Genomic DNA, 21,207 nt, shown 5'->3' with positions numbered 1-21,207 from the left:
TGCGGGTCAGGGCGCGGCGTGGGCGGCCATGACGTGCTTGACCCGGGTGTAGTCGTCGAGGCCGTAGCGGCTTAGGGCGCGGCCGATGCCCGACTGCTTGTAGCCGCCGTGCGGCATCTCGGCGGGGATGACCTGGTGGCAGTTGAGCCAGACGCACCCGAAGTCGAGTGCGGCGCTGACCCGCATGGCGCGGCCCAGGTCGGCGGTCCAGACGCTGGAGGCGAGCCCGAGGTCGACGCCGTTCGCGAGTGCGACCGCCTCGTCCTCGGTGCCGAAGGGCTGGACGGTGACGACGGGCCCGAAGATCTCGCCCTGGACGATGTCGTCGTCCTGCCGGACGCCGGAGACGACGGTGGCCGGGAAGAAGTAGCCGGGCCGGCCGAGACGGGCGCCGCCGGTGTCGATCCGGGCGTGCGCGGGCAGCCCGTCCAGGACGGAGGCGACGCGGGCGGCGTGCGCGGCGCTGTTGAGCGGGCCGTGGAAGACGCCGTCCTCGTCGGGTGCCCCGGCACGGGTGGACCGGGCCGCCTCCACCAGCGCGGCCAGCAGCGCGTCGTGGGCCTCGCGCTGGACCAGTACCCGGGTCAGGGCGGTGCAGTCCTGGCCGGCGTTGAAGAACGCCGCGTCGGCGAGCGCGCGGGCCGTGCGGACGGGGTCGACGTCGGCGAAGACGAGGGCCGGTGCCTTGCCGCCCAGTTCCAGGTGGACGTTCTTCACCTCGCGGGCGGCCTCGGCCATGACCTCGGAGCCGGCCCGGGTGCTGCCGGTGATGGCCACCATGTCGACGCCACCGTGGGCGACGAGGGCGCGGCCGGTGTCGCGGTCGCCGCAGACGATGTTGACGACGCCGGGCGGGAAGGCCTCCTGGGCCAGCTCGCCGAGCAGGACCGTCGACCAGGGTGTGGTGTCCGACGGTTTGAGGACGACGGTGTTCCCGGCGGCGAGAGCGGGGCCGAGCTTCCACACGGCCATCATGAACGGGTAGTTCCAGGGGGTGACCTGGGCGACGACACCGACCGGCTCGCGGCGGAGATAGGAGGTGTGGCCCTGCGCGTACTCCCCCGCGGCGACGCCCTCCAGGACGCGTGCCGCGCCCGCGAAGAAGCGCAACTGGTCGGCGCCGCGCAGGATTTCGAGGGTGCGGGTGGTCTCGCGGGGTTTGCCGGTGGAGCGCACCTCCGCCTCGAGCAGCCGGTCGGCGTGGGCCGCGACGAGGTCGGCGAGGCGGAGGAGCGCCGCCTGGCGCACGGCCGGGGTGCTGCGGCGCCAGGCGGGCAGGGCGCGGCGGGCGGCGGCGACGGCTTCGTCGACCTCGGCGGCCGAGGAGCGGGGTGCGGTGCCGTAGACCTCCTCGGTGGCCGGGTCGGTCAGCTCCATGCGGTCCGCGGTCCGGGTCGTGCGGCCGTCGACGATGTTGTGGAGGATGAGGTCAGACATGGAGGGCGCTCTCCTTGCGCAGGGAGTCGACGGTGACTCCGGGGGCGAGCCGGCCGTCGGTCACCACCAGCTCGATCAGGGCGGCCCGGCCGCAGGCCAGGGCGCGTTCGAGGGCGGGGGCGAACTCCTCGGTGGCGGTGACGGTCTCGCCGTGGGCCCCGAAGGCGCGGGCGTAGGCGGCGAAGTCGGGGTTGCCGAGGGCGGTGCCGCTGACGCGGCCGGGGTAGGTCTGCTCCTGGTGCTGGCGGATGGTGCCGTAGGCGGAGTTGTTGAGCACGAGGATCAGCGGTGCGGCGCCCTCGGTGACGGCGGTGGCGAGTTCCTGGCCGTTCATCAGGAAGCAGCCGTCGCCGGCGACGGAGACGACGCGGCGGCCGGGGTGCTCGAGGGCTGCGGCGACGGCGGCCGGGATGCCGTAGCCCATGGAGCCGTTGCGCGGGGCGAGCTGGCGGCCGCCCTCCCGGTGGACCAGGAAGCGCTGGGCCCAGATGGCGTGGTTGCCGGCGCCGAAGGTGACGACGGTGTCGGCGGGCAGGCGGGCGTCGAGCGCGGCGAACACGGCGCCGAGGTCGAGGGGGTCGTCGTCCCGGACCGGCGCACGGAAGGCCAGGTGTGCGGCGCGGTCCTGCTTGGTGAGGACCGCCCACGGCACCGGTGCGGCGGGCCGCAGGCCGCCGACCGCCTCGCCGAAGGCCTCCGGGGCGGCGAGCAGCGTCAGGGCGGCCGGATACAGGGCGCCCGGGGCTGTCGGCTCGGGCAGCACCTGGACCAGGCGCGGGCCCGTGCCGTCGTGCGGCAGCAGGGTGTAGCCGTCGGTCGCCACGTCGCCGGGTGCCGTGCCGACGCAGATCAGCAGGTCGGCCGTGCGGACCCGTTCGGCCAGCGCGTCGTCGCGGCCGTAGCCGAGGTGCCCGACGTAGCCCTCCGCCTCGTTGTCGATCAGGTCCTGGCAGCGGAAGTCGACGGCGACGGGCAGCGACCAGGCCTCGGCCCACGCGCGCACGCCGGCGCGCGCCCGAGGTGTCCAGCGGCTGCCGCCGAGAAGGACGAGGGGGCGTTCGGCGGCGGTCAGCAGCTCCTGGAGCCGGTCCCGGTCGGCGGGGGCCACCCCGCCGCCGGGTATCGGCAGCGGGGTGGCGTCGGCGACGCGGACGGTGTCGGTGAGCATGTCCTCGGGCAGGCCGAGGACGACGGGGCCGGGGCGGCCGCTGCTCGCGACGGCGTAGGCGCGGGCGACGTATTCGGGGATCCTGGCCGCGTCGTCGATGGTCTCGACGAGCTTGGCGCTGGCCCCGAAGGTGCCGCGCAGGTCCAGTTCCTGGAAGGCGGCCCGGTCGGTGTGGGCGCGGGGCACCAGGCCGATGAAGAGGATCAGCGGGGTGGCGTCCTGGTGGGCGGTGTGCAGGGCGACCAGCGCGTTGGTGGCGCCTGGCCCGCGGGTCGTGAAGCAGATCCCGGGGCGCCCGGTGAGCTTGCCGTGCGCCTCCGCCATGTAGGCGGCGCCGCCCTCGTGCCGGCACACCACCATGCGCACGGGTGCGTCGTGCAGGGCGTCGAGCGCGGCGAGGTAGCTCTCGCCGGGCACGCCGTACGCGGTGTCGGTGCCGTGGACGGCGAGCTGGTCGATCAGGACCTGTCCGCCGGTGCGGGCAGGGTGGTGCGCTGTCATGCGGGGACCTCGACGTTCTGGGCGGGGTGGGAGAGGGCGGCGTGGCGGCGCAGGACCGTGCCGGCCGCGAGGGAGCCGGCGACGGTGCAGGCGGCGATGGCGATGAGCAGCAGGGCGGCGCCCCAGGAGGCGCCGTCGGCGGCGCCGGTGAGGGAGGTGGCCATGAGCGGGACGAATCCGGACAGGACGCCCGCGAGGTTGTACGACATGGCGACGGCGCTGTAGCGGAACTCCTCGGGGAACATTCCGGAGACGACGGCGCCGATGGGCGCGTACGGGATGGAGAGCGCGCCGATGCCGAGGGAGACGCCGAGGTAGACCAGGCCGGTCTCCCTGGTGTCGACGAGCCAGAAGGCGGGGAAGGCGACGGCCATGGTGACGACGGCTCCCAGCGCGCAGACCCGCCAGGCGCCGATGCGGTCGGCGAGGCGTCCGGCGAGGACGAGCACGACGATCTCGACGACGGACCCGATGACGGTGGCGTTGAGCATCGTCTGTTTGCCGATGCCCAGCTCGTCGGTGCCGTAGGAGATGATGAAGGTGCTCATCAGGAAGAAGCCGCCGACGCCGAGGAACGCGGCGCCGACCCCGATGATCATGCGGCCCCAGGTGCGGCGGAACGCCTCGACGACGGGGGCCGGCTTGGGTCCGTTGCGCTCGGCGTCCTGCAGCATGGCGCGGAAGGCCGGGGACTCCTCGATGTGCATGCGCAGGTAGAGCGCGAAGCCGAGGAGGGGGAAGGCGACGAGGAACGGCAGGCGCCAGCCCCAGGAGTAGAAGGCGTCGTCGGGCAGCAGACCGACGAGGGCGAAGGCGCCGCTGGAGAGCAGGGTGCCGACGGGCGAGCCGAGCTGCGGGATGGACGCGTAGCTGCCGTGCTTCTCCTTCGGGGTGTGTTCCAGGGTGAGCAGCATGGCCCCGGACCATTCACCGCCGACGGATATGCCCTGGAGGAAGCGGAGCAGGGACAGCAGTGCCGGTGCCCAGACACCGATGGTGTCGTAGGTGGGCAGCAGGCCGATGCAGCCGGTGGTGGCGCCCATCATCACGACGGTGATGACCAGCGAGACCTTGCGTCCGTAGCGGTCGCCGATGTGTCCGAAGACGGCGGCGCCGATGGGCCGGGCGACGAAGCCGACGGCGAAGGTGACGAAGGAGGCCAGGGTGCCGACCGTCGGGTCGAGCTCGGGGAAGAAGAGCTTGTTGAAGACGAGCGCGGCGGCGGTGCCGTAGAGGAAGTAGTCGTACCACTCGAGGGCGGTGCCGCTGAAGGCGGCGGTGAGCAGTCTTCTGATGTCCTTCAGGTCGGGCTTGGACGGTGTGCTCACGCGTTCTCCTGGGGAGCAGCGGCCTGGGCGGCCGGAGGGGACGGGGGACCGGAGCGTGCGGGGGTGCGGGTGAGGTGGTGCGGGTCGTGGGCGGGGTCGCCGCCGACGACGGTGGCGAGGACGCCGATCGCGCCGATGCGGTCGGCGTCCGTGCGGACGGGGTCGCCGTCCAGGACGGTCAGGTCGGCGAGCTGCCCGGGGACGAGCCGTCCCTTGCGCCCGCCGGAGCCGGTGGTCCGGGCCGAGCCCTCGGTCCAGGCGCGCAGCGCGGCCAGGACCGGAACGCGTTCCTCCGGACCATACGGCACGCCCGTCTCGGTCAGCCGGGTGACCATCGACTGGATCGCGGGCAGTGGCGCGCCGGGCGCCACGGGGCGGTCGGAGCTGCCGGGCACGGGCAGCCCGAGGTCGGTGAAGGAGCGCATGCGGTAGGACCAGGCGGTGCGCTCGGGGCCCAGGGCCGCGGCCATGGCGTCGCCGAAGGTGTGCAGGAAGTTGTGCTGGGGCACGGGCACGACGTCCAGCTCGGCGAAGCGGGCGAGCTGGTCGGGGCGGACCACGCCGGCGTGCTCGATGCGGTGGCGCACGCCGGGGCGGGGGCGCTCCCGGTGGGCGCGGGCGAAGGCATCGAGCGCGAGGTCGACGGCCCGGTCGCCGATGGCGTGCGCGGCCACGGTCCAGCCGGCCCGGTGGGCGGCGACGACCAGGTCCGTCATGGCGTCGGCGTCGCCCTGGAAGTAGCCGGTGGGCCGTTCCTCGTTGTGCGGGCAGCCGCAGAACGGCTCGGTCACGGCGGCGGTGCGTCCCAGCAGCGACCCGTCGAGGAAGATCTTGACGGGGCCGAGGGAGAGCCGGTCGTCGCCGAAGCCGGTGCGCAGGCCGAGGTCGAGGCCGACCGTGATGCCGTCGTCGGTGTGCGCGGTCAGCGGGTGCAGCACGTCGGAGGCGGCCATGAGCTGGGCGCGGGCGTGCAGCCGCCCGGTGTCGCGGGCCAGCTGGTAGGCGGCGAGCTCGACCGGGGTGTGGCCGATCCAGCCGCCGCCGATTCCGGCCTCGGTGAAGCTGGTGACGCCCTCGGTCAGATAGTGCCGGGTGGCCGCGTCCACGGCGTCGGCGACGGTCTCCACCGGGTACGGCAGCACCTGGCGCTGGACGAGGCGCTGCGCGGTCTCCTCCAGCAGGCCGTCGGGGCGGCCGTCGGCGCCGCGGGAGACGACCCCGCCGTCCGGGTCCCGGAAGCCGGCGTCGAGCGCGCCGGCCGCGTCCAGCACAGGGGTGTTGACGACGCAGGCGTGTCCGGAGGTGTGCTTGAGCCAGACCGGCCGCCCGCCCGCCGCCCGGTCCAGGGCGTCGCGGTGCGGGTAGTGGCCGCCCAGCCGGTGGTGGTCGAGGCCGGCGCCGGTCACCCAGGCGTCGGGGGCGAGTGTGGCGGCGTACGCGGCGACGGCGGCGTACACCTCGTCGACGGAGCGGGCGGCGGAGACGTCGAGCTGGGTGAGGGTGAGGCCGAACCAGGCGGTGTGGCAGTGGGCGTCGTTGAAGCCGGGCAGGACGGTGGCGCCGCCGGCGTCGAGGACGCGCCGGGCGGGCAGGTGGGCCACGTCCTCGTCGAGGCCGACGACGGTGCCGTGCAGCACGCCGAGCGCGCGGGCGGTGGGCCGCTCGGGGTCGAGGGTGCGGATGCGGGCGTTGCGGACGAGGAGGTCCAGTCGCATGGGCGGGTGCGCCTCTCGGGTCTCAGGCGAGGTGGTGCAGTTGCGCGAGCGGCACCTCGGTGGCGGCCTCGGTGCCGGTCGGCACGCCGTCGACTAGGACCGGCGCGGGTTCGCGGGGGACGATCACGCGCGGCGTGGCCGTGTTGTGCAGCATGTCGGCGCGGGTCAGTCCACGGCTGCCGCGGATCGGCGCGTAGGTGAGGCCGGCGGGCAGGGCGGCGCGGGCCGTGCGGTCGGTGAGGGCGGCCTCGGCGACGAAGACCTTGGCGAGCCGGGCGGGGGCCGCGCCGAGCGCGCCGAAGTAGGGCCGGTAGACGCGGGGCTGGGTGAGCCGGGTCGACCCGGAGCCCGAACCGGTGTTGCCCCACGCCACGAAGCCGGCCTTGATGACCAGCTCGGGCTTGCTGCCGAACCACTTGGGGTCCCACAGCACAAGGTCGGCCATCCGTCCGGCCTGCACGGTGCCGACCTCGTGGGCGAGGCCGTGCGCGATCGCCGGGTTGAGCGTGATCTTCGCGAGGTAGCGCAGGACCCGGGCGTTGTCGGGACGCTCCACTCCCCCGCCGCCGTTCGCGAGGGCCTGGAGGTGGGCGAGCTGCCAAGTCCTGCGCACGGTCTCGGCGATGCGGCCCATGCCCATGGAGTCGGAGTTGACGATCGAGATGGCGCCGAGGTCGTGCAGGGCGTTCTCGGCGGCGATGGCGTGCTCGCGGATCCGGCCGCGGGAGATGGCCACGTCGCTCGCGGAGTGGTGGTTCTGCCGGTGCACGGTCATCGTCATCGGGAAGAGCTCGCCGACCGTGTTCGGGGTGTAGGGGATGGTGGGTGTCGTCGAGGACGGCAGGATGTTGGGCTCGGAGAGGATCTCCAGGAGGTCGGGGTGCCCGCCGCCGCCCTCCACGTGGTAGGCGTGCACGGTGCGGCCCCGTGTCGCGCCGAGGGTGTCGCGCAGGTAGCCGGACTCGTTCATGGAGTCGGTGTGCAGCGCGACCGGCAGGTCCGCCTGGTCGGCGGTGTCGAGGCAGGTGTCGATGATGCGCGGGGTCGCCCCGAAGTCCTCGTGGATCTTGAAGCCGCCGGCCCCGGCGAGGGTGATCTCGTCCAGCAGGGCGCGCGAGCTGGAGGAACCGCGGGCCAGGAAGGCGATGTTGAGCGGCGTGCCCTGCCAGGCGCTCATCAGGGTGTGCAGATTGTGCGCGGGGTTGCAGCCGATCTCCCAGACGCCGCCCAGGCCCATGCCGACGAGCGTGGTGACGCCGGCGGACAGCGCGGCCGGCGCGACCTCGGGCGAGGAGAGGTGGACGTGGCTGTCGACGACGCCGGGGGTGGCGATGAGCCCCTCGCCCGGGACGACGGAGGTGTGCGAGTCGATGGCGTACTCGACGTCCATGACGTCCGGGTTGCCGACCCCGCCGACGGCCACGATCCGGCCGTCCTTGATGCCGATGTCGGTCTTGCGCACGCCGAGCACCGGATCCATGAGCACCACGCCTGCGACGACCATGTCCAGGGCCGAGTCCCGGTCGGAGCGCGGTGAGGCGAGCAGTCCGTCGCGGACCGTCTTGCCGCAGCCGCCCAGGAGTTCGTCACCGGGCGTGCCGTCGTCGTTCTCCACCTCGACCCACAGGCAGGTGTCGCCGAGCCGGATGCGGTCGCCGGTCGTGGGCCCGTACAGGGCCTGGTAGGTACGTCGGTCGACGCTGGTCATGCGCGCTCCTCGGAGGTACGGGGGTGACGGGCGGGGACGAGGACGACCTCGCGTTCCTCACCGGGCGCGAAGGCGAGGGCGGTGCCGGCGGCGATGTCGAGCCTGAGGCCCCGGGCGGCCTCCCGGTCGAGTTCGAGAGCCTGGTTGACCTCGTGCAGGGGGTAGTGCGAGGAGACGTAGACGACCCGGTCGCCGGCGTTGCGCACGGTGAGCGTGGTGCGCGGACGTCCCACGTTGATCTCGACGGGGGCGGCGTCGGCCGTGCGCACGGCGCCCGGGGATTCGGCACCGCCCGGTCCGATGGGCCGGTCGACGGCGACCAGGGACGTGCCGCTCGGGAACAGCGCCTCGACCTGCACGGTCGTGACCATGTCGGCCACCCCGTCCATGACGTCGTCCGCGGTGAGCACCCGGCCGGCGGCGTCGACGACCTCGTCCAGGCTCAGTCCGTCCCAGGCGGCCTCCAGGATCTCGTCGCAGATCAGCGCGATCGCCTCGGGCGCGTTGAGGCGGCGGCCCCGGGCGCGGCGGCGGCGCGCGAGTTCGGCCACGGTGAACAGCTGGAGCCGTTCCTGTTCACGAGGGGTCAGGTGCACGGTCGAGTCGCCCTCCTGGTCGGCGGGACCCGGGCGGTTCGCCCCGGGACCGCCCCAGCTTCCGGGGCGCGGGGCACAGAACCAACGTTGAAATATCGCCGGTACGGCGTCCAGGATTGGGCACATGCACAATGCCAGGGGTCAGGACCCCGCACTGCCCCCGCCCTCGCCCCGGATCGCCGAGCTCGCCGGGCAGTGCCTCGACAACATCGACGGCCTCATCGGCGACTGGCTGGAAATGGTCCGCCCCGTGCGGACGTCGTACGCGGACCGGGTGCCGGACTCCCAGTTCCGCGACTCGGCGTGGCAGGCGTTCGAGCTGCTGCTGCGGACGGTCGCGCAGCTTCCAGTGCCCCCGCACGTCGCGGGCGTCTCACAGCGGGTGGGCGAGGAGCGGGCCCGGCAGGGCGTGCCGCTGGACTCCCTGCTGGACGCGGCACGGCTGGACTTCCGGGTGGTCTGGTCGGCGCTCGTGCGCCGGGCGGACGCGGCGGACATGGCCGAGCTGGTGGGCTCCGCGTACCACGTGTGGGAGGCGGTCGAGGGTCATGTCACCGGCATCATGACGGCGTACCAGCGCACCGTCCTGGAGATGGGCCGGCGCGAGGAGGACGAGCGGCGGATGTGGTTCGCGCGGCTGCTGGAGAGCGAGGGCCGCAATCCGACCGTGGTGCGGGACGCGGGGCTCGCCCTGGACTTCGCCGTGGACGGCCGTTTCCTGTGCGCTGCGTCGTCCGCGGCGGCCGTGCCGGGGCTGCGCCGGGCGGCGGTGACGCTGCGGGCGGCGGGCACGGCGGTGCAGCAGCAGATGGTGGGCAAGGACGCCGTCCTGGTGGTGCAGTTGGGCAGCCGGACCACCCGTCGGAATGTGCTGGACCAGCTCGGGGACTCGCCGTGCGGTGTCGCCCCGCCGGCGGCCGGGCTCGCCGCGGTGCCGCGCGCCGTGGTCCTCGCCGTGGCGACGGCGCAGGTGCTGCCGGGGAACGCCGCGGCACCCCGGCTGCTGGAGGACAGCTGGCTGGACGTCCTGGCCCACCGGGCCGGCGACTTCGCCGGGGACCTGGCGAGCGACGTGCTGGGCGGGCTGGACCGTCCGGGCGTCTCGCGCACGGAGGCGGACCGTCTCCTGGAGACGGTCCGCACGCATCTGTCGGGCAGCGGCTCCGTCGCGGAGACGGCCGAGGCGCTCTACTGCCATCGCAACACGGTCCAGCACCGCTTCGCCCGCTTCCACGAACTGACCGGCCGCGACGTGCGCCGGCCGGACGACGCGGCGCTGGTGGCGGTGGCGTTGCGAGCGGCCCGGCGGCACACGCGGACCGAGGCGCGTTCCTGACCCGCCGGGGGCGTCCGGCGGGTCGGCTGCCGTCAGGGCAGGGTGGCTCCGGGGCCGGAGACCGCGCGGCGGTAGACCTGCCGGGAGCCGCCCTCCGGGCCGGGGGCGGCGGCCTCGGCCGGGGTGAAGCCGAGACGCTCGTAGAAGACCCGTGCCCCGCTCGTCACGGCTCCGGGGTGGTCGGCGCCGAAGGTCACCAGCTCCAGGGTGCCCGGCCCCCGGACGAACCGCCGTACGGCTTCGGTCATCAGCGCGCGTCCGGCTCCCGACCCGCGCGCGCGTTCCGAGACGACGAGCCAGTGGACGTGGTGGACAGGCGCCCGCACTCCGAACAGCAGCCCTCCGACGACCTGCCCCGACGGCTCGGGCTCGGCGGCGATCAGCGCCATGGACCGGTGGATGTGGTCCTCGACGGCGCTGTGGAAGCCCGGCTCGTTCACCATCGGGCCGAACCAGTGCTCCACCTGGGCGGCGAGGCCCAGGAAGGAGGGAAGGTCGTGTTCCCCCGCGAGTCTGACGATCATCCCGCGAGTGTGGCAGAGCCAGGGCTCCCCGTCAGTTCGCCCCGGGTCGTTCGCAGTCCCCGGGGCCTCGGCGGTCAGGAGGCCGTGGCCTCCCAGACGAACCCGTCCGGGTCGGTGAACGGGCCGGTGGCGCAGGAGAGCGTCAGCCGGTGCGATCCCGTGCCCTCGGGAGACACGCCCGCGACCTTGGCCAGTGCCCGGCGCTTGTACAGGGAGAGCTTGACGGTGCCCGGCCCGGCGGTGAACTCGACGTACTTGCCGCCGAAGCTCTTGCCCACGGCGAAGCCCTGGCCGGCGTAGAACCGCTTGGAGGCCTTCACGTCCTCGACCCCCAGCAGGAGCACGATCTCGTCGATCTCCCGGGTGGCCGGCCCGGTGTCCTTCTTCGCCGAGGTGGCGAGCTGCCAGATCGTGCCGTCCGGGGCCTGGACCACGGCGCCGTAGCCCCACAGCGACTTGGCGGCGGGCTTGAGGACGGTGGCGCCGGCGTCTTGGGCGGCGGTGAGGAGCGCGTCGACGTCGGCCGGCTGGGACACCACGAGCGACAGGGTGAACCCGCGGAAGCCGGTCGTCGGGGCCTGCGAGCCGCGCGGCCGCACCCGTGACGGGTCCAGGGCGAAGGCGGCTTCGTAGAAGCGGGCGGCGGCCGCGGGGTCGGCCGCTTCCAGGGTGACGGTGTCGATGGCGTTCATGTCTCGACGGTAGGCGGGGCCGCGTGCTGCGCGCTTCTCGAAAACTGACGGGCCCGGCTCGGGCCGTGTGCGCTGTCGGCGGACAGGGGCACCCTCGCGGCTCGCGGGACGTTTCAGGTGGTGAGAAGGTCGGATGCCGGTCGATGCGGTCCGGCAGCGGAGAGGAAGTCCTGCGATGAAGCACCTGAGGGTGGGCGACGTGATGAGCGACGCCGTGGTCCGTGTACAGCGCGGCACGCCGTTCAAGGAGATCGCCCATCTGCTGCAGGACTACGACATCACCGCGGTGCCCGTGGTGGACGCGGCGGAGCGTCCCGTGGGGGTCGTGTCGGAGGCGGACCTCCTGGAGAAGATGTGGGGCGTGGAGCCGGACGGGTCCGCCGGGCGCGGGGCGTCGGCCGGGGCCAAGGCCTCCGCCACCGACGCGGCGGGGCTGATGACGTCGCCCGCCGTGTGTGCGCGGACGGACTGGAGCGTCGTGGAGGCCGCCCGTGTGATGGCGCGGCACGGCATCAAGCGGCTGCTGGTGGTGGACGAGGGCGAGCGGCTGATCGGGGTGGTCAGCCGGAGCGACCTGCTGCGGGTCTTCCTGCGCAAGGACCGGGCGATCCGCACCGAGATCCTCGAGGAGGCGCTGGTGAAGACGCTCCGCCTGCCGCCCTCCTCCGTGCAGGTGGACGTGACGCACGGCCACGTCGTCCTCAGCGGCCGGCTGCCCCGGCACGTGCCCGCCCCGGTGCTGGAGGAGCTCTGCCGGCGGGTCGACGGTGTCGTGGCCGTGGAGTTCCGGCCGGCGGGCGAGGGCGACGGCGGCCCGGGGCCCGGCGGTCACTGAATCCGGTTCTCCCCGCGTCCCGCGGAGCGCGCGAGGCAGGAGGTGACGGCCACGAAGGGCCACAGGGACTGCGCGAACGTCACCACGCGCTCGGCGAGACCGGCCGCACCGTGCCGCGTCATCTCGAACAGGAACCAGGCGCCGCCGACGCCCATCAGGACGGTCACCGCGATCGCCGGCCCGGGCCTCAGGGCCCAGGGGGCGCCCCCGTCGCCGTCGATGGCCAGGACCGGCCACACCGCCAGCAGCGTGAAGCCGACCACCGCCACGGCGCCGTGGCGCAGCGACCCCCCGCTGCTCGGCGCCGGCAGCAGCACCACCGCGAAGGCGGCCAGTCCTCCCCCGCCGAGCGCCAGCCGGCCGGCGGCCGATGCGGCCCGCAGTCCCCAGGCGGTCAGCAGATGACAGAGTCCCAGCGCGAGGAACGCCCCGTTCATCACCCAGAAGCCCGAGGCTCCGTAGGAACCGAGGACGCTGATCGTCTGGGTGAAGGGGTCGTAGGCGGGCCCGGTCAACAGCGCCGCGATCGCCCACCCGCCGATCAGCAGGAGGGGCGCGCACCCCGACGTGAAGAGGGCCCACCTGGGAACGGTTCGCATCGAACCACCCTAAAACGGTCACCGGTGCCGTCAGGACACCGCGCCCCCTACGCGCCGGGCCGGCCGGTGGCGGTGATGCGGGTGACGGCCTCGAGGGTCAGCGCCCGGTCGTGCGGCTCGCGGGCCAGGGCGCGATGGAGCGTCAGGCCCTCGATGAGGGCGTCGAGCTGACGGGCGGTGTCCGGGTCGAAGTGCTTCTCGAGGTGGGTGCGGCTGCGGCGCATCCACTCGTGGGTGAGTTCCCGGTAGGCGGGCCGGCGCGCCGCGAGGGTGTAGAGCTCCTGGGTGAGCACGAGGTCGCGGCGGCTTCCCCCGGAGAGGGCGTGCACGAGGTCGGTGACCGCGCGCCGGGCCTGGTCGCGGTCGGCCGGGGCGGCGAGGTGGGCGTCGAACACGGCCACGATGTGGTCGGTGAAGCGGCCGAACGCTTCGCGGAGCACGTGGTCCATCCCGTCGAAGTGGTACGTCATCGACCCCAGGGGGACGCCGGCGCGTGTGGCGATCTTCCGGTGGGAGACCTGGGCGAGGCCTTCCTCGGCGATGAGGTCCAGGGTGGCGTCGAGAATGCGTTCGCGGCGCTGGGGGTCCGCGTGTCCGGTGGCCATGGCGGAAGGATCTCAGAGCGCGCGGACGACGCGTGCGGGGTTGCCCACGGCGACGACACCCGCGGGGACGTCCTTGGTGACGACCGCGCCGGCGCCGATGACGGAGTCGTCGCCGATGGTGACGCCGGGCAGGACGAGGGCGCCGCCGCCGATCCAGACGTTGTCCCCGACGGTGATCGGGCGGGCGGCCTCCAGCTTGTCGCGCCGCGGCCGCGGCTCCAGCGGGTGGGTAGGCGTGAGCAGTTGCACGCCGGGGCCGATCTGGCAGTCCTCGCCGATGGTGATCGCCGCGACGTCGAGTGCGGTCAGGTTGTAGTTGACGAAGGTGCGGGCACCGATGGTGATGTTGCTCCCGTAGTCCACGTACAGCGGCGGCCGGACGTGCGCCTCCTCGCCCAGGGAGCCGAGCAGTTCGGCGAGGACCGGCCGGGCGGCGTCTGCGTCCTCGGCGTAGGCGGCCTGGTAGCGGGCGGCCAGCCGCACGGCCTGCTGCTGACGGCGGGCGATCTCGGGGTCGTCGGCGATGTAGAGGTCTCCCGCCAGCATGCGTTCGAGGTTGGTGCGGGGGTCCTGTGCGAAGTGGTCCGTCGACATGCGTACGACCGTACACCTCGGGCGCGTGGCCGTCCGGCGCCTCGCCCGTGGGCCGTGGAGCCGCGGTCAGCGCTGCCGGGACCGCAGCACTCCGGCGGTGAGGAGCACGACGACTCCGGCGAGGGGCACCACCAGCAGGCCCGCCCGGAGGCCGGCCGCGTCGGCGACGAGTCCGACGACGGGGGGCGACAGCAGGAAGCCCAGGCGCATGAGCCAGGAGACGACGGTCAGCCCCGAGCCGGGCTTCAGACCGGGCAGTTCGTCGGCCTCGTGCATCGCGGCGGGCACCAGTGTGGCCACGCCGAACCCTGCCGCCGCGAAGCCGAGCACCGTCCCGGGCACCGTGGGCACGGTCAGCGCCAGGCCCATGCCGAGGGCGACGACGAGGCCGCCGGCGCGGGCCACGGCGCGCTGCCCGAAGCGGTCGACGAGCCGGTCGCCGGCGAGACGGCCGACGAACTGGGCCCCGACCAGGGCGATGTAACCGGACGCGGCGAGGGTCACCGACGCGTGCAGCGGCCCCGCGAGATAGAGCGCGGCCCAGGAGTTGCCCGCGTCCTCGACCAGGGTGCCGGCCGTGGCGATCAGGACGAGCGCCGCCAGCACCTGGACGGTACGCCGCGACGGCCGCGACGGCCCGCGCCCCGCGGCGTGGGCCTCGGACGCCGCCTCCGGTCCGGTGTCGGGGCCGGGCAGGCAGTACCGCAGGGCGCCGCAGGCGACGACCGCGAACAGCACGGCCGAGATCGCCAGGTGCTGCCCCAGCGAGAGCCCCAGAGCGATCGCCCCGGCCGCCATGCAGCCGCCGGTGACGGCGCCGACGGACCAGACGGCGTGCAGGGAGTTGATGATGGAGCGTCCGTAGCGGCGCTGGACCCGCAGCCCGTGGGCGTTCTGCGCCACGTCGGTGACGGCGTCCATGGCCCCGGCCAGGAACAGCGCGGCCGCGAGCGTCACCACGGAGCCGGCCAGGCCGGCGGCGAGGACGCCCGCGCCGGTCAGCAGGGTGCCGGCCACCGCCGCGCGGGCGGAGCCGAGGCGGCGGATCACCAGGCCCGCCGCCAGTCCGGCGCCGATGGCGCCCGCCGGGAAGGCCGCGACGGCCAGCCCGTAGGCGGTGTTGCCGATGCCGAGGTCCGCCTTGATCTGCGGATACCGGGGCAGCAGATTGGCGAACAGGGCGCCGTTGGTGAAGAACAGCGCGGCAACGGCTGCGCGGGCCCGCTTCTCGACCCGGCCGGGCGGGCGCAGGACATCAACAGTCATGCAGGGACCCTATATGTTGAACGTACGAACGTACACTCCCTTCTCCCGGCCCGCATCACAGCTCGCGCCCCCATGCGATGCATGAACGGCCGTACAGGGAGAGAACCTTGGGACGTAGGTTGTGAGGGAACAGTTCACGCCTCGGCCGAGAGACGGACCTTCCTCATGAGCGACCCCGCAGCGACGCCCGGACCCGCGCACCAGAAGATCGACACATCGGTGCCGCACTCGGCCCGGATCTGGAACTACTGGCTGGGCGGCAAGGACAACTACCCCGTCGACGAGCGGGCCGGTGACGCCTACACCGCCGTGTTCCCCGGCATCGTCACCATCGCCCGCAGCAGCCGCGCCTTCCTGCGCCGCAACATCACCTATCTGGTCGCCGAGGCCGGCATCCGGCAGTTCCTGGACGTCGGGACCGGTCTGCCCACCGCGGACAACACCCACGAGGTCGCCCAGCGGATCGCTCCGGAGACCCGGATCGTGTACGTCGACAACGACCCCATGGTCCTGGCGCACGCCCGGGCGCTGCTCACCTCGGCCCCCGAGGGGGCGACAGCCTACATCGACGCGGACGTGCTCGATCCGGACCGCATCCTGGCGGCGGCCGCCGGCACTCTCGACCTCGAGCGTCCTGTCGCGCTCGTCCTGAGCAACATCCTGGGCCACATCCCCGACCTCGACGTGGCGCGCTCCGTCGTGACCCGGCTGATGGACGCGCTGCCCTCGGGCAGCCATCTCTCCGTCAACGACGGTTCGCGGGGCGTCGACCCGGACTTCGAGCAGGCGCAGGACGCCTACAACGAGAGCGGCGCCGCGCCTTACGTGCTGCGCACCGTGGAGGAGATCACGTCGTTCTTCGACGGTCTGGAACTCGTGGAGCCCGGGGTCGTGTCGGTCCCCCTGTGGCGCCCGGAGGTCACCTCCCCCGCTCCCGCGCCCGTCGGTGAGCACGGCGGCCTCGCCCGTAAGCCGTGACCGCCCCGAACGGCCGCCGCCCGCCCTACGCCGTCACGGACACGGCGGCGTGGACGGGGGGCCGGGTGGTGGCCGCGGCCGCGGTGCTGACGGCGGCGCTGCTGGCCTTCCCGGGGCTGGTGCCCAACTCGGTGGGACGGATGGGCAGTCTGCTGGAGACGTTCCTGCCGTGGCTCGGGCTGGTGGCCGTGGTGCTGCTCGGCCTGGCGCTGCTGCGCCGTTCGGCCGTCGCGCTGGTGGCCGTGCTGCTGCCGGTCGCCGCCTGGACGCACCACTTCGGCCCGCTGCTGCTGCCCGCGGCGCGGTCCGCCGGCGACGACCTGGTCGTGGTGCAGCACAACGTCAGCGACGAGAACGCCGATCCGGCCGGAACCGCCCGCGCCCTGGCCGCCGCCGGGCCGGACCTGATCGCGCTGGAGGAACTGGTTCCAGCGGCGCTGCCGGTGTACGAGGGGACCCTCGCCGCCCGGTACCCGTACCACGCGGTCCAGGGCACGGTCGGGCTCTGGTCGAGGCATCCGCTGTCCGAGACGCGGCCGGTGGACATCCGGCCGCGCGGCATCACGGAGGACTGGGACCGCGGGCTGCGGGCGGTGGTCCACACGCCGCACGGCGAGATCGCCGCGTACGTGGCCCACCTGCCGTCGGTGCGCGTGAGGGCGACCGGACTCGCGTCGTCGTGGCGCGACGAGAGCGCCCGCCTGCTGGGCGCGGCCGTCGGCGCCGAGGAACGGGAGAGGGTGCTGGTGCTGGGCGACCTCAACGGCACGGTGGACGACCGTGGACTCGCCCCGCTGACCACCCGTCTGGGCACGGCGGAACGCGGCCTCGCCCTCTCCTTCCCGGCGGGTTTCCCGGTCGCCCGGATCGACCAGGTCATGGCCCGTTCGGCGACGGTCCGTCACCTCCGCACCCTGCCCGCCACCGGAAGCGACCACCTGCCGGTCGCGGCGGGGATCGCCCTCTGACCGGACGACGCGCGCGAGAACGCGAGAACCCCCGCCCCTGGTACCCAGGGACGGGGGTTCACTGTGGAGCGCCGGGCAGGCCTTGCACCTGCATTTCCCCGCAGGAAGCGGGACGTCTTGCCTTAGACGACCAACGCACGGACATCCACCGGGTGGTGACTGGACGACCTGGGAAGACTCTAGCGCAGCCGCCCCGGGGACGCACATCGGGGCTTGCGCACAGACCGCTTTTGCTTTTCTTTTACGATCCGGGAACCGCCGTCGGCGCCGGAGCGTTCAACCTGACGGACCGCGATGTGACGCGACCGCAGACACGACGGATACGCAGCAGAAGCCGAGGTGGCACGAGTGGCGATGTGGGACCGGATCAAGGACCAGGCCAGGACGCTCCAGCAGTCCCAGTCCCAGGGCGCGCGGGGCACGGGCGGGCACGCACCGGGGCAGCAGGCGTCCGGCCGGCCGGGCTCGTCGTCCTCCGGTGGCTCCAAGGCCCAGCTGATCGGGCTGTTCAAGTCCCAGCTCGCGTCGGTGAAGACGGAGCTCAAGAGCGGTGCCTACCGGGACGCGAGCATGGCCATGTGCGCGCTGGTGGCGGCGGCCGACGGCCGGGTCGAGCCGGCCGAGCGGCAGCGCGTGGAGGAGCTCATCGTCACCAACGAGGTCCTGCAGAACTTCCCCGCGGACCAGCTCCGGCAGCGGTTCAACCAGCACGTGGACCGCCTCCTGGGCAACTTCGAGGCGGGCCGGGCCGAGGCGCTGCAGGTGATCGCCAAGGCCGCCAAGAAGCCCGCGGAGGCCCGGGCGGTCGTCCAGACCGGCATGGTCGTCGCCGGCGCGGACGGCGTGTTCGAGCCGGCCGAACAGCAGGCGGTGCGTGAGGCGTGCACCGCACTGGGCCTGTCCCCCACGGAGTTCGGCGTCTGAGCGCCTTCCCGGGCCGCCGGACGGGAAAGCGTTTGACGCGCGTCGGCCGCCGACGGTCGGATGACACCCATGAGTTCAGGGCAGCCGCGTCCCGGCACGCATCCCGTCGACGACGATCTCGTACGGCGGCTCGTCGCCGGCCGGTTCCCCCGATGGGCCCGCCTGCCGGTCCGGCGGTTTCCGTCCGGCGGCACGGTCAACGCCATGTACCGGCTGGGCGAGGGGATGGTCGTACGGCTGCCGCTGACGGAGGGCGGGGCCGCGGACGTGGAGGCGGAGCGTCGCTGGCTGCCCCGTCTCGCGCCGCTGCTGCCGGTGCCCGTTCCCGAGGTCGTGGGGGCGGGGGGACCCGCCGAGGGATATCCGTGGCCCTGGTCGGTGTACCGGTGGCTGCCCGGGGAGATCCCGGAGGAGGGGGCGCTGGGCGAACCGGTGCGCCTGGCCGGGGATCTGGCCGGGTTCGTGGCGGCGATGCGGAGCATCACCCTGCCGGGGGCGCCGCCGGCCTACCGCGGGGGTCCGCTCACCTCGCTCGACGCGCCGACCCGTGCGGCGATCGAGGAGCTGCGCCGGATTCCCGAGGAGGGCGTCGACGGTGACGCCGTGACCGCCGTGTGGGACGACGCGCTGCGCGCACCGGTGTGGGACGGGCCGCCGGTGTGGCTGCACGCCGACCTGATGCCGGGCAATCTGCTGGTCGAGGCCGGCGGGCTCTCCTCCGTCATCGACTTCGGCTGCGCGGGCGTGGGCGACCCGGCCTGCGATCTGTTCCCGGCGTGGAATCTGCTGCCGGCCGGTGCCCGGGAGGTCTTCCGCGAGGCGCTCGGTGCGGACGAGGCGACCTGGCGGCGGGGCCGGGGGCGGACGCTCTCCCAGGCACTGATCGCGCTGCCGTACTACCGGGAGAGCAACCCCGCCATGGCCCGCAACGCCCGGCACGTGATCCGGGCGGTGCTGGAGGAGACCGGTCTGCTGGGCGCCGTGACGCCGGGTCAGCTGTCGTAGTCGACGGCCAGGGTGTCGGACGCCGGGTACGACTGGCAGGTCAGGACGTAGCCGGCGTCCACCTCGGAGGGTTCGAGAGCGTAGTTGCGCCGCATGTCGGCCTTGCCGTCGGTCACCAGGGCCCGGCAGGTGCCGCAGACGCCGCCCTTGCAGGCGAACGGCAGGTCGGGGCGGGTCTGCTGGGCGCCGTCGAGGACGGTCCGCTCCCGGGACAGTGAGGCCGTCGTCGACCGGCCGTCCAGGGTGACGGTGACCTCGCTGACCGGCCCCTCGGGTCCGGCGTCCTCGTGGCGCGTCTCGCGCACCGGCTCGTCGTCGGCGAAGAACAGTTCCCGGTGGACGCGGTCCGCCGGCACGCCGAGGCCGGTCAGGACCTGCTGGGCGTCGAGGACCATGCCGTGCGGGCCGCACAGCCACCAGTGGTCGGCGTTCTCCACGTCGACCAGGGCGTCGACGAGCGCCGAGAGCCGTTCGGCGTCCAGGCGCCCGGAGAGCACCTCGGCCTCCCGGGGCTCGCGGGACAGCACGTGGGCGAGCTGGAAGCGGGCCGGGTACAGGTCCTTCAGGTCGGCCAGTTCGTCGGCGAACATCACGGTGTCGGTGCGGCGGTTGCCGTAGAACAGGGTGACGGTGGAGCGGTCGTCGGCGGCCAGCGCCGACTCGGCGATGGACAGCATGGGCGTGATGCCGGAGCCCGCCGCGACGAGCACATGGTGGCCGGGGGTGGTGAGGTCGGGGGTGAACAGGCCGGTGGGGGCCATCACCTCGACCGTGTCGCCGGGCCGTACGTCGTTGACCAGCCACGACGAGAACACGCCGCCCGGCACCACGCGCACGCCGATGCGCGGCGCGGAGCCGGCCGGTGAGCAGATCGAGTAGGAGCGGCGCTCGTCACGGCCCTCGATCTCGCGCCGCAGCGTGAGCGACTGTCCCGGCGCGAAGGCGAACTCCCCGGCCAGTTCCTCCGGGATGTCGAAGCCGACGGCCACCGCGTCCGCGCACAGCCGCTGGACGGCGGCGACGCGCAGACGGTGGAAGGCCGGACGGCGGCGGACGCGTGCCGGGACGGCCGAGGCGGGGGCGGTCGGGGCCATCAGATCTCCTTGACGTACTCGAACGGTTCGCGGCAGGCCCGGCAGCGCCACAGCGCCTTGCAGGACGTGGCGGCGAAACGGGAGGTCTCCTCGGTGTCCGCCGACCCGCACCGCGGGCAGGGCACCGTGCGCCGGGTCGGCGACAGCACGAGGGGTACGGGACCGCGGGGCGCGGCGCCGGGCGGGGCGATGCCGTGCTCGGCGAGCTTGCGGCGACCGGACTCGGTGATCCAGTCGCTGGTCCAGGGCGGGCTGAGCACCGTGCGGATCTCCACCCGTGCGTACCCCGCCTCCCGCAGGCGCGCGGCGACGTCCGCCCGCATCTCGGCCATGGCGGGGCAGCCGGAGTAGGTGGGGGTCAGGCTCGCGACCACGGTGCCGTCGTCGGTCGTCTCGACGTCGCGCAGCACGCCGAGGTCGGCGAGGGTCAGCATGGGCAGCTCCGGGTCCGGAACGCACTCGGCGATGCGACGGGCGAGCCGGGCGTCCGGCCGGGTGGTCACCATGTCGCCTCCGGGTGGGCGCGGGCCACGCTCTGCAACTCGGCGAGCAGCGGGGCGAGGTGCTCGGTGTGCTCGCCGTCGCGGCCGGAGCCGGGCAGCGGCCGGTACACCGGCATCGGCAGTCCTGCGGCCTCGGTGACCTGACGCAGCACGTCGGTGAGTTCCTCGCGCACGTCGTACGCGGCGTGCAGCTCCCCGAGGTACGGGGCGGCCTGCTCCAGCGCGGCACGCATGCGGCGGTGGGACTCGTCCGTGCCGTCGCCCAGGCGCACCGCCCACTCGGCGGCGTACTGCCGGTGGTAGGTCAGTTCCTTGACGCCCTTGGCCGCGACCGCCGCGAGGACCGGGTCGGGGTGGGACACGAGCCGCTCGAAGTGCGCGAGCCGCCAGGCGGAGAGGACCAGGAGCCGGACGACGGCGAACGCGAAGTCACCGCGCGGCAGTTCGGCCAGGCGCACGTTGCGGAAGTCGTCCGCGTCGCGGAAGTAGGCGTAGGCGTCCTCGTCGCGGCCGGTGCCGTCGGTCTGGCCGGCGCGGGAGTAGAGCAGGCGGGCCTGGCCGAGGAGGTCGAGGCCGATGTTGGCCAGCGCCACCTCCTCCTCCAGCTCGGGGGCGCGGGTGACCCACTCGGCGAGCCGCTGGGCCGTGACCAGGGCGTCGTCGGCGAGCGCCACGCACTGGGCGGCCAGTTCACCGGTGTCGACGCCCTCGGGCACGGTGGTGTCCACGCCGTGCAGCGGGTCCTCGAAGCCGGTGCCGTAGGCCCAGCGGGTGTCGTCCTCGTGTCCCTCGGCGAGGGTCATGTAGACGTGGTCGTCACTCATGCCCTGC

General features: G+C 73.9%; 21 protein-coding genes. 6 read left to right on the top strand and 15 right to left on the bottom strand.

Features of this window, described 5'->3' with window-relative positions; all coding sequences use genetic code 11:
• Positions 1-6: 6 nt before the first annotated feature.
• From AB0E77_RS16565 to AB0E77_RS16540, 6 genes are read right to left on the bottom strand one after another with little or no spacing between them, the layout of a single operon-like run.
• The gene (locus AB0E77_RS16565; RefSeq protein WP_361570601.1) at positions 7-1,437 is read right to left on the bottom strand and encodes an aminobutyraldehyde dehydrogenase; all 1,431 of its coding nucleotides are present in this window, start codon (positions 1,435-1,437) and stop codon (positions 7-9) included.
• A complete protein-coding gene (locus AB0E77_RS16560) occupies positions 1,430-3,106 on the bottom strand; it encodes a thiamine pyrophosphate-dependent enzyme (RefSeq protein WP_361570598.1) in 1,677 nt (558 codons plus the stop codon). The genes AB0E77_RS16565 and AB0E77_RS16560 overlap by 8 nt, the downstream gene beginning before the upstream one ends.
• Positions 3,103-4,434 (bottom strand): MFS transporter, encoded by a 1,332-nt coding sequence (locus tag AB0E77_RS16555; RefSeq protein WP_361570596.1) that lies wholly within the window; start codon positions 4,432-4,434, stop codon positions 3,103-3,105. Before AB0E77_RS16555 ends, AB0E77_RS16560 begins: the two co-directional genes overlap by 4 nt.
• Positions 4,431-6,149, bottom strand: coding sequence for an amidohydrolase (locus tag AB0E77_RS16550; protein WP_361570593.1), 1,719 nt, complete (start codon positions 6,147-6,149; stop codon positions 4,431-4,433). Before AB0E77_RS16550 ends, AB0E77_RS16555 begins: the two co-directional genes overlap by 4 nt.
• 22 nt (positions 6,150-6,171) lie before the next feature.
• A complete protein-coding gene (locus AB0E77_RS16545) occupies positions 6,172-7,857 on the bottom strand; it encodes an urease subunit alpha (RefSeq protein ID WP_361570590.1) in 1,686 nt (561 codons plus the stop codon).
• Complete coding sequence (locus AB0E77_RS16540; RefSeq protein ID WP_361570587.1) at positions 7,854-8,453, bottom strand: urease subunit gamma; 600 nt, start codon at positions 8,451-8,453, stop codon at positions 7,854-7,856. Before AB0E77_RS16540 ends, AB0E77_RS16545 begins: the two co-directional genes overlap by 4 nt.
• 124 nt (positions 8,454-8,577) lie before the next feature.
• Here AB0E77_RS16540 and AB0E77_RS16535 point away from each other — a divergent pair, with 124 nt between their 5' ends.
• Complete coding sequence (locus tag AB0E77_RS16535) at positions 8,578-9,789, top strand: helix-turn-helix domain-containing protein (protein WP_361570585.1); 1,212 nt, start codon at positions 8,578-8,580, stop codon at positions 9,787-9,789.
• A 32-nt stretch (positions 9,790-9,821) separates the two neighbouring features.
• Here AB0E77_RS16535 and AB0E77_RS16530 read toward each other — a convergent pair whose 3' ends face one another.
• Both AB0E77_RS16530 and AB0E77_RS16525 read right to left on the bottom strand, forming a co-directional pair.
• Complete coding sequence (locus AB0E77_RS16530; RefSeq protein ID WP_361570582.1) at positions 9,822-10,313, bottom strand: GNAT family N-acetyltransferase; 492 nt, start codon at positions 10,311-10,313, stop codon at positions 9,822-9,824.
• Between the two features lie 74 nt (positions 10,314-10,387).
• Positions 10,388-11,005, bottom strand: coding sequence for a glyoxalase (locus AB0E77_RS16525; protein ID WP_361570580.1), 618 nt, complete (start codon positions 11,003-11,005; stop codon positions 10,388-10,390).
• 175 nt (positions 11,006-11,180) lie between these two features.
• On the opposite strand from AB0E77_RS16525, the gene AB0E77_RS16520 reads away from it, so the two are divergent.
• Complete coding sequence (locus tag AB0E77_RS16520) at positions 11,181-11,840, top strand: CBS domain-containing protein (RefSeq protein WP_361570577.1); 660 nt, start codon at positions 11,181-11,183, stop codon at positions 11,838-11,840.
• Here the strand turns inward: AB0E77_RS16520 and AB0E77_RS16515 are convergent.
• The 4 genes from AB0E77_RS16515 to AB0E77_RS16500 all read right to left on the bottom strand — a co-directional run bounded on the left by AB0E77_RS16515 (position 11,834) and on the right by AB0E77_RS16500 (position 14,904).
• Positions 11,834-12,439, bottom strand: coding sequence for a DUF998 domain-containing protein (locus AB0E77_RS16515; RefSeq protein WP_361570574.1), 606 nt, complete (start codon positions 12,437-12,439; stop codon positions 11,834-11,836). The two genes, AB0E77_RS16520 and AB0E77_RS16515, sit on opposite strands and share 7 nt — an antisense overlap.
• A 47-nt stretch (positions 12,440-12,486) precedes the next feature.
• Positions 12,487-13,044: a TetR family transcriptional regulator gene (locus AB0E77_RS16510; protein WP_361570572.1), complete on the bottom strand. Its 558-nt coding sequence runs from the start codon at positions 13,042-13,044 to the stop codon at positions 12,487-12,489.
• A 12-nt stretch (positions 13,045-13,056) separates the two neighbouring features.
• Entirely contained in the window at positions 13,057-13,638 is a 582-nt protein-coding gene (locus AB0E77_RS16505; protein WP_361570569.1) for a sugar O-acetyltransferase, read from the bottom strand.
• 66 nt (positions 13,639-13,704) lie between these two features.
• Complete coding sequence (locus tag AB0E77_RS16500; protein WP_361570567.1) at positions 13,705-14,904, bottom strand: MFS transporter; 1,200 nt, start codon at positions 14,902-14,904, stop codon at positions 13,705-13,707.
• A 165-nt stretch (positions 14,905-15,069) separates the two neighbouring features.
• Here AB0E77_RS16500 and AB0E77_RS16495 point away from each other — a divergent pair, with 165 nt between their 5' ends.
• From AB0E77_RS16495 to AB0E77_RS16480, 4 genes are all read left to right on the top strand, one after another.
• Positions 15,070-15,882 carry an SAM-dependent methyltransferase gene (locus AB0E77_RS16495; RefSeq protein ID WP_361570564.1) on the top strand — a complete coding sequence of 271 codons (813 nt, stop codon included), beginning with the start codon at positions 15,070-15,072 and terminating at the stop codon, positions 15,880-15,882.
• A 65-nt stretch (positions 15,883-15,947) separates the two neighbouring features.
• The gene (locus AB0E77_RS16490; protein ID WP_361570875.1) at positions 15,948-16,850 is read left to right on the top strand and encodes an endonuclease/exonuclease/phosphatase family protein; all 903 of its coding nucleotides are present in this window, start codon (positions 15,948-15,950) and stop codon (positions 16,848-16,850) included.
• Between the two features lie 348 nt (positions 16,851-17,198).
• Positions 17,199-17,774, top strand: a complete 576-nt coding sequence (locus tag AB0E77_RS16485) for a TerB family tellurite resistance protein (RefSeq protein ID WP_361570872.1) — start codon at positions 17,199-17,201, stop codon at positions 17,772-17,774.
• Between the two features lie 69 nt (positions 17,775-17,843).
• Positions 17,844-18,779: an aminoglycoside phosphotransferase family protein gene (locus AB0E77_RS16480; protein ID WP_361570562.1), complete on the top strand. Its 936-nt coding sequence runs from the start codon at positions 17,844-17,846 to the stop codon at positions 18,777-18,779.
• On the opposite strand, the gene paaE is transcribed toward AB0E77_RS16480, so the two are convergent.
• Genes paaE through paaC form a run of 3 tightly spaced genes read right to left on the bottom strand, consistent with a single transcriptional unit; the run spans position 18,767 to position 21,200 of the window.
• Positions 18,767-19,873, bottom strand: coding sequence for a 1,2-phenylacetyl-CoA epoxidase subunit PaaE (paaE, locus tag AB0E77_RS16475; RefSeq protein ID WP_361570559.1), 1,107 nt, complete (start codon positions 19,871-19,873; stop codon positions 18,767-18,769). The two genes, AB0E77_RS16480 and paaE, sit on opposite strands and share 13 nt — an antisense overlap.
• Positions 19,873-20,379 (bottom strand): 1,2-phenylacetyl-CoA epoxidase subunit PaaD, encoded by a 507-nt coding sequence (paaD, locus tag AB0E77_RS16470; RefSeq protein ID WP_361570557.1) that lies wholly within the window; start codon positions 20,377-20,379, stop codon positions 19,873-19,875. Before paaD ends, paaE begins: the two co-directional genes overlap by 1 nt.
• The gene (paaC, locus tag AB0E77_RS16465; protein ID WP_361570554.1) at positions 20,373-21,200 is read right to left on the bottom strand and encodes a 1,2-phenylacetyl-CoA epoxidase subunit PaaC; all 828 of its coding nucleotides are present in this window, start codon (positions 21,198-21,200) and stop codon (positions 20,373-20,375) included. Before paaC ends, paaD begins: the two co-directional genes overlap by 7 nt.
• Positions 21,201-21,207: the final 7 nt, after the last annotated feature.

The organism is Streptomyces sp. NPDC032940, assembly GCF_040636935.1.
Classification (GTDB): Bacteria; Actinomycetota; Actinomycetes; order Streptomycetales; family Streptomycetaceae; genus Streptomyces.
Note: the sequence above shows the minus strand (reverse complement) of the source record. Positions and strands in the feature narration are given on the sequence as shown.

Excerpts from the sequence above, each read along its gene's own strand:
- AB0E77_RS16565 (WP_361570601.1), bottom strand. The coding sequence starts at position 1,437 with ATGTCTGACCTCATCCTCCACAACATCGTCGACGGCCGCACGACCCGG.
- AB0E77_RS16510 (WP_361570572.1), bottom strand. The coding sequence starts at position 13,044 with ATGGCCACCGGACACGCGGACCCCCAGCGCCGCGAACGCATTCTCGAC.
- AB0E77_RS16500 (WP_361570567.1), bottom strand. The coding sequence starts at position 14,904 with ATGACTGTTGATGTCCTGCGCCCGCCCGGCCGGGTCGAGAAGCGGGCC.
- AB0E77_RS16550 (WP_361570593.1), bottom strand. The coding sequence starts at position 6,149 with ATGCGACTGGACCTCCTCGTCCGCAACGCCCGCATCCGCACCCTCGAC.
- paaC (WP_361570554.1), bottom strand. The coding sequence starts at position 21,200 with ATGAGTGACGACCACGTCTACATGACCCTCGCCGAGGGACACGAGGAC.
- AB0E77_RS16495 (WP_361570564.1), top strand. The coding sequence starts at position 15,070 with ATGAGCGACCCCGCAGCGACGCCCGGACCCGCGCACCAGAAGATCGAC.
- AB0E77_RS16525 (WP_361570580.1), bottom strand. The coding sequence starts at position 11,005 with ATGAACGCCATCGACACCGTCACCCTGGAAGCGGCCGACCCCGCGGCC.
- AB0E77_RS16530 (WP_361570582.1), bottom strand. The coding sequence starts at position 10,313 with ATGATCGTCAGACTCGCGGGGGAACACGACCTTCCCTCCTTCCTGGGC.
- paaE (WP_361570559.1), bottom strand. The coding sequence starts at position 19,873 with ATGGCCCCGACCGCCCCCGCCTCGGCCGTCCCGGCACGCGTCCGCCGC.
- AB0E77_RS16535 (WP_361570585.1), top strand. The coding sequence starts at position 8,578 with ATGCACAATGCCAGGGGTCAGGACCCCGCACTGCCCCCGCCCTCGCCC.
- AB0E77_RS16480 (WP_361570562.1), top strand. The coding sequence starts at position 17,844 with ATGAGTTCAGGGCAGCCGCGTCCCGGCACGCATCCCGTCGACGACGAT.
- AB0E77_RS16505 (WP_361570569.1), bottom strand. The coding sequence starts at position 13,638 with ATGTCGACGGACCACTTCGCACAGGACCCCCGCACCAACCTCGAACGC.
- AB0E77_RS16520 (WP_361570577.1), top strand. The coding sequence starts at position 11,181 with ATGAAGCACCTGAGGGTGGGCGACGTGATGAGCGACGCCGTGGTCCGT.
- AB0E77_RS16560 (WP_361570598.1), bottom strand. The coding sequence starts at position 3,106 with ATGACAGCGCACCACCCTGCCCGCACCGGCGGACAGGTCCTGATCGAC.
- AB0E77_RS16545 (WP_361570590.1), bottom strand. The coding sequence starts at position 7,857 with ATGACCAGCGTCGACCGACGTACCTACCAGGCCCTGTACGGGCCCACG.
- paaD (WP_361570557.1), bottom strand. The coding sequence starts at position 20,379 with ATGGTGACCACCCGGCCGGACGCCCGGCTCGCCCGTCGCATCGCCGAG.
- AB0E77_RS16515 (WP_361570574.1), bottom strand. The coding sequence starts at position 12,439 with ATGCGAACCGTTCCCAGGTGGGCCCTCTTCACGTCGGGGTGCGCGCCC.